Raw genomic sequence first — 4,506 nt, forward strand, 5'->3', positions numbered from 1 at the left:
CTGGCATCCGGATATCGCGATGAGTCGGCGCCGGGATGTGGCGTGGAGTTGGCGCTGGGGCGTGGCGACGAGTCGGTGCCAGGATGTGATGAGGAACTGGCGCTGGGATCTGACGAGGAATCGGTGCCGGGATATGGCGGGAAGTCGGTACCCGTATGTGGAGGGGTGTCGGTGTTCGGATGTCGTGGCGAGTCGGTGCCCGGATGTCGTGGAGGGTTGGCGGCCGGGTGGCGTTGGGGGACAGGGCGGTCCGGGCCGCTGCGGAAGAACCGGGGGAAGTCCTCGAACATCAGTTGACCACCTGCACCGGCAGCGGGGTGAGTCCGGCGGTGGGTGCGATCGATAGGCCGGGGTTGGCGGAGTTGAAGGAGCGTGAGGTGGTGCGGATGCTGTTCACCACCGTTTTGAGGATCTCGCGCACCGCGTTCGCCGGGTCGGTGTCGACGGCGAAGAAGGCGTGCCCGGTGGACACCCGCCCGATGGCGTCGCGATCCGCCTGCCCCATCCCGAAACTCACCACCTCGGCGCCGTACTTGCTGTCGCGGCGGGTCAGCTCGTGCCAGGCGGGTTGCCAGTCCGGCCCGGTATTGCCGCCATCGCTGAGGAAGAACACGACCGGCCGGTAGAACCGAGTTCCCTTGCCGAGCCCCCGAATCCCGTCCTCGATGGCCTCGCGCGCCTTGGTGAACGCGTCGTGGAAGTTGGTCAGCCCGGCGGAGGCCAGCATCGGCAACTGCGTCTCGTGCATATCCGACAGCGGCAACGCGATCCGCGCCTGCGTCTCGAAGGTCACCACGCCGATCCGCGCGATCTCCCCGGTGGACGGATCGTCCAGAATCGCCCGCTGCATCTCCGGCAACGCCTGATTGACCGCGTCGATCGGCCGCCCGCTCATGGACCCGGACACATCCACGACGAGGCAGACCGGAAACACCGGCGGGCGTTCGATATTGGCGAACTGACTGACTTCCGGCATGTCCGGCCTCACTTTCGAGAGTGGAGAGAGCTGCCCCGGCCTGTTCGACCGGCACATTTGAAAAGGTAGAAACGGATAAGACCGCAGGCCATCGGCCATGACCGCCAGCCTGCCCATCAGCCCTGATCACCTGGCCCGCACCGGAATTCCGGACCGGAACCCGCCTGGGCCCGCCGCCATGCGTTGATTGGCTGCGTCGGCGACCCGCTGCAAGGTCGGATTTCCCGCGAATTCCCACAGTTGCGTCAAGCGCTGCGCGAATTCCTCCCGAGGCGTGCCGCCCCCACCGGATTCCCCCGCCACCGGCCCTCCCGATCGTTATCGACTGCGCCGCAATCCCATTCGGTGTATTCGGGATTATTGCGCACGGGTATGACATTCGGGCGGAGTCGGGGAAGCGAATCGGCGGGTCGGATTTCCGCTATCGGTCGGCGATCACGTAGGTGCGGGCCGTGCGATCGTGCCAGCCCTGATGTCCGGGACCGCCGCGCGCGCAGGAGAGTACGCACAGCAGCGTCCAGCCGCCGGCGGTCAGCAAACCGGGAATGAACAGGGTGGCCCAGCGGGTGAAGGCCGGTCCCGCGCCGGTGCCGTCGCGGGGCGGAGAAGAAGTGTCCGCGTTGACTACTCGCAATCCGAGGACTCGTTTTCCGAGAGTGCTGCCACTCGCGGCGACGAACGCGATTTCATACAGTCCGCTCAATGCCACGGCGAGCGCGACAATGAGCAGCGCCGCGGCGATCCCGGAATCCTCGCTGGAATACCCGGAGTCGTCGGCCGAGCCCGCGATGATGAACGCGGCCAGCAGCGCGACCGGAATGGCGACGACAATCGCGTCGAGGACCCGCGCCGCTGTCCGTGCCGCGAATCCACCGGGATGAAAACGCCCGGACGGCAGTTCGATCAGCGGTGAATACCGCGGTGGATTCATGGCGGCTCCCTGGCGAGCGGGTCGGGGATGGTCCGGGCCGGGCCCGGATCGGGTGGACCCACCATCGGCCGCGGACCGGCCGGTCGCTATGGGATGGCGTGGAAATCGGCTGCTCAGGCTCGGGTTTCGGTTTTCCGCTCCGGAACTCGCGGCGGCGGGAGATGGGCCCGGACCCACTCCCGGCACAACCGCGTGAACGCGCGTGTGGCCGCCGAACGATACGAGTGCTCGCGCCGCAGCAGGGCGACGGTGCGGGTCGGCAGCGGCGGATCCAGGACGAGCGTGCCCAGTCCGGGCTGGGCGTGCGCGATGGCCGGCGGCAGCACCGTGGCGAGGGTGGTGCGCCGCACGATCTCGAGAACCGAGGGAATGGCATTGGTCTCCACCGCGATCCGGGGCGTCACCCCGTGCGCGGCCAGATAGTCGTCGATGTGGCCGCGGGTGGCGAAATCGCGGCTGAGCAGGGCGAGCTCCTGGTCGGCGAGCACGGCGATCGGCAGCGGGCTCGTCGAACGGTCGGCCGAACTCGGGCCGCGTTCGCCGACCAACGGATGGTGTTCGCCCACTACGAGACTCAGGTCCTCCTCGAACAGGGCGGTGGTATCGAGACCCGGAATCGGGGCGTCGGCGAACGCGATCCCCAGATCGATCTCATCGGCCAGCAGCGCGGATTCCATGGCGTCCTGGGCGGTTTCGAGCACATGCAGGGCGATGCCGGGATAGCGGGCGCGGAATTCCGCGATCAGCGGGCCGACCAGGTACGCGGTGAAGGTCGGCGTCACCGCGAGCCGCAGACGGCCCCGGGTGAGGTCCTCCACATCGTGGACGGCCAGATCGGCGGCGGCCAGTTCACGCAGCGCCCGCCGGGGGTGCTCGGCGTAGACGGCTCCGGCGTCGGTCAGCCGGACCGAACGGCCGGTGCGGTCCAGCAGCGGCACGCCGACCAGCCGCTCGAGCTGGCGAATCTGCTGCGACAGCGTCGGCTGCGAGACGTGCAGATCCTCGGCGGCCCGGGTGAAGTTGCCGTGCTCGGCGACGGCCAGCAGATAGCGCAGATGCCGGAGTTCTGGTGCCACGGACCAACTATAGGTGAGGACGATAGTGATGATCGGTATTGCGTCTTGGACACTATAGTGCCAGTTCAGGCAGTGTGGAACTCGCCGGTCTGAGGGGATCGGCATGATCGGAGAGGAGTTCCCATGCCAAACCTCACGGAGGGTCTCGGGCGATTCCAGCGCGAGGTGTTCCCGGCCAAGGCCGGACTGTTCGCCCGGCTCGCCGACGACCACCGGCCCGGGGCACTGTTCATCGGCTGCTCCGACGCCCGGGTGGTGCCGGAACTCATCACCTCCGCGGAAGCCGGAGAGCTCTTCGTCATCCGCACCGCGGGCAATCTGGTCCCGCCCTACACGCCGGGCGCGGCGAACGGGGTCGTCGCCAGCGTCGAGTACGCGGTGAGCGCGCTCGGCGTCACCGACGTCGTGGTGTGCGGGCACAGCGGCTGCGGCGCGATGACCGCGCTGGCGCAGGGGCAGGACCTGTCGGGGATGCCCGCGGTCGCGGACTGGCTCTCGCACGCCGACGCCGCCACCGCGCGCATCGATCCCGAAATCACCGGTGCCGCAGCGGTATCGGCCTTGGTTCGCCACAATGTGGTGGCACAGCTGGCCAACCTCGCCACCCATCCCTCGGTGGCGCGGGCACTGGCGCGGCAGACCCTCACCCTGCACGGCTGGGTGTACGACATCGGCAGCGGGCGCGTCGAGGCGCTCGACCCCGCCGGCGCGTTCCGCGCCGCCTGAACCCCCGAAATCCCTTCCCACACCACCGTTCTCGCGTCCGCGAGCGCGGCTTCCCGAAAGGAGTCACCACCATGGTGCACGCACAGTTCGATCCGACCGCCCGCGAAGCCCTGGCGGATATCGCCGTCGCCGCCAAGATCGCCAAGGACCTGACCTGGCAGCAGATCGCCGACGCGGCCGGGCTCTCGCCCGCCTTCACCACCGCCGCGATCCTGGGTCAGCATCCGCTGCCGGAGAAGTCGGCCCTCGCGGTCGCGGAGCTGCTCGACCTCGACGACGACGCGGCCCGCCTGCTGCAAACCATCCCGATGCGCGGCTCGATCCCCGGCGGCGTCCCCACCGACCCGACCATCTACCGCTTCTACGAGATGCTCCAGGTCTACGGCACCACCCTCAAAGCCCTGGTGCACGAGCAGTTCGGCGACGGCATCATCTCGGCCATCAACTTCAAACTCGACGTGAAGAAGGTCGCCGACCCCGAGGGCGGCGAGCGCGCGGTCATCACCCTGGATGGAAAGTACCTGCCCACCAAACCGTTCTGACCACCGCGGACTCCCGGAACGCCCGAAGATGACCTGAATGTCCGGAATTGGAAGCTGATCGGTCATGTCCGGGCACCTGGAGGTTTATCTGGTAACCGTACCGTCGCCTTCAGGGAGCTTCGGCGGACGGAGATGTGATGCTGCAACCACGACTTCGAACCATGTGGCTGGCCAATGCGGCGACGGCGGGGGCGTCAGTGTGGTGAGAATGCCGGTGGATTCGGGTGTTCCGGACCGCCGGGTCACCAGGGTGCG

5 protein-coding genes are annotated in these 4,506 nt (G+C 68.1%); 2 read left to right on the forward strand and 3 right to left on the reverse strand.

Annotated elements, in window-relative coordinates; translation table 11 throughout:
• Positions 1-289: 289 nt before the first annotated feature.
• The 3 genes from ACWELQ_RS39020 to cynR all read right to left on the reverse strand — a co-directional run bounded on the left by ACWELQ_RS39020 (position 290) and on the right by cynR (position 2,983).
• Entirely contained in the window at positions 290-976 is a 687-nt protein-coding gene (locus tag ACWELQ_RS39020) for a vWA domain-containing protein (RefSeq protein ID WP_452402031.1), read from the reverse strand.
• A gap of 421 nt (positions 977-1,397) precedes the next feature.
• Positions 1,398-1,907, reverse strand: coding sequence for an RDD family protein (locus ACWELQ_RS39025; protein WP_452402032.1), 510 nt, complete (start codon positions 1,905-1,907; stop codon positions 1,398-1,400).
• 113 nt (positions 1,908-2,020) lie between these two features.
• Positions 2,021-2,983 carry a transcriptional regulator CynR gene (gene cynR / locus ACWELQ_RS39030; RefSeq protein WP_452402033.1) on the reverse strand — a complete coding sequence of 321 codons (963 nt, stop codon included), beginning with the start codon at positions 2,981-2,983 and terminating at the stop codon, positions 2,021-2,023.
• Between the two features lie 123 nt (positions 2,984-3,106).
• On the opposite strand from cynR, the gene ACWELQ_RS39035 reads away from it, so the two are divergent.
• Positions 3,107-3,709 carry a carbonic anhydrase gene (locus tag ACWELQ_RS39035; RefSeq protein ID WP_452402034.1) on the forward strand — a complete coding sequence of 201 codons (603 nt, stop codon included), beginning with the start codon at positions 3,107-3,109 and terminating at the stop codon, positions 3,707-3,709.
• Between the two features lie 71 nt (positions 3,710-3,780).
• Positions 3,781-4,251 (forward strand): cyanase, encoded by a 471-nt coding sequence (gene cynS / locus ACWELQ_RS39040; protein ID WP_452402035.1) that lies wholly within the window; start codon positions 3,781-3,783, stop codon positions 4,249-4,251.
• Positions 4,252-4,506 lie beyond the last annotated feature (255 nt).

This window comes from Nocardia sp. NPDC004722, assembly GCF_053601505.1.

What these genes read in the sequence shown, in the direction of transcription:
- cynS (WP_452402035.1), top strand. Translation starts at nt 3,781, where the DNA reads ATGGTGCACGCACAGTTCGATCCGACCGCCCGCGAAGCCCTGGCGGAT.
- ACWELQ_RS39035 (WP_452402034.1), top strand. Translation starts at nt 3,107, where the DNA reads ATGCCAAACCTCACGGAGGGTCTCGGGCGATTCCAGCGCGAGGTGTTC.
- ACWELQ_RS39020 (WP_452402031.1), bottom strand. Translation starts at nt 976, where the DNA reads ATGCCGGAAGTCAGTCAGTTCGCCAATATCGAACGCCCGCCGGTGTTT.
- ACWELQ_RS39025 (WP_452402032.1), bottom strand. Translation starts at nt 1,907, where the DNA reads ATGAATCCACCGCGGTATTCACCGCTGATCGAACTGCCGTCCGGGCGT.